Origin of the sequence: Xenorhabdus sp. NBAII XenSa04 (assembly GCF_963866145.1) — a bacterium.
GTDB lineage: Bacteria > Pseudomonadota > Gammaproteobacteria > Enterobacterales > Enterobacteriaceae > Xenorhabdus > Xenorhabdus indica.
On record NZ_CAWMEB010000276.1, the window covers coordinates 1 to 810 of the forward strand.

1 protein-coding gene is annotated in these 810 nt (G+C 52.8%); it reads right to left on the reverse strand.

Features of this window, described 5'->3' with window-relative positions; all coding sequences use genetic code 11:
* On the reverse strand, positions 1-810 hold an 810-nt coding region (locus AAC147_RS10175), incomplete at both ends, for a condensation domain-containing protein (protein ID WP_047686517.1).

The window sequence follows — 810 nt, forward strand, 5'->3', positions numbered from 1 at the left end:
TTCATCCTGTACCGGATCGTGAGCAATATCCGCGGCAAACAGAGGGGCACGGCTCAGGTCAAGACGATATCGGCACGGATCGGTGTAAGCCTGTAACTGGGCGGCAACCTCTTCCGCTCTGGCAGGAGTGAAAACATTGACCGACAGCGGTGCCTGACGCCAGACCACCTGAACCGGTTGTGCCAGTCCTTGCCAACACGCCGTAGTACGCAGAGTATCGTGGCGATCAATGACTTGTTGTAAGGCAGAGAGAAAAGCATCAAGGTGATTGCGGGTGTCAAAAGCGAGCAGGCTCTGGAGTAAATAATCATCCCCCTGTGTCTGTAACAGATGATGGAACAGAATTCCTTCCTGTAGTGGTGCCAGCGGATAGATATCCTGAATATTGCTTACCCCGCCGGAAGTTGCCTCAACGATGGTATCAATCTCGGCCTGTGACAGCGAAACCAGCGGCAACATATCGGGCGTGATAGCGGTGCAGTCTTCGGGAATGCGGTTAGGGGGGACGATGAAAGTGTCTGCGTTAAGCTGAACCGCCTGTGCCATTTCGGCAAGAACAGGTGTTGCAAATACGCTGTGCACATCGAGTTGCCAGCCTAGCTCATACAGCCGTTCAATCAGACTAACAATCATCAAAGAGTGACCGCCGAGTTCAAAGAAGTGATCATGACGGCCCACTTGTTCCATGCTCAGCAATTCTTGCCAAATTTCAGCCAGTGTAGTCTCTATTTCACCGACGGGTGCCTCATAGCTGCGTGTTATGACCGCGGATGCGTCTGGCTCAGGCAATGCCTGACGATCCAGTTTACC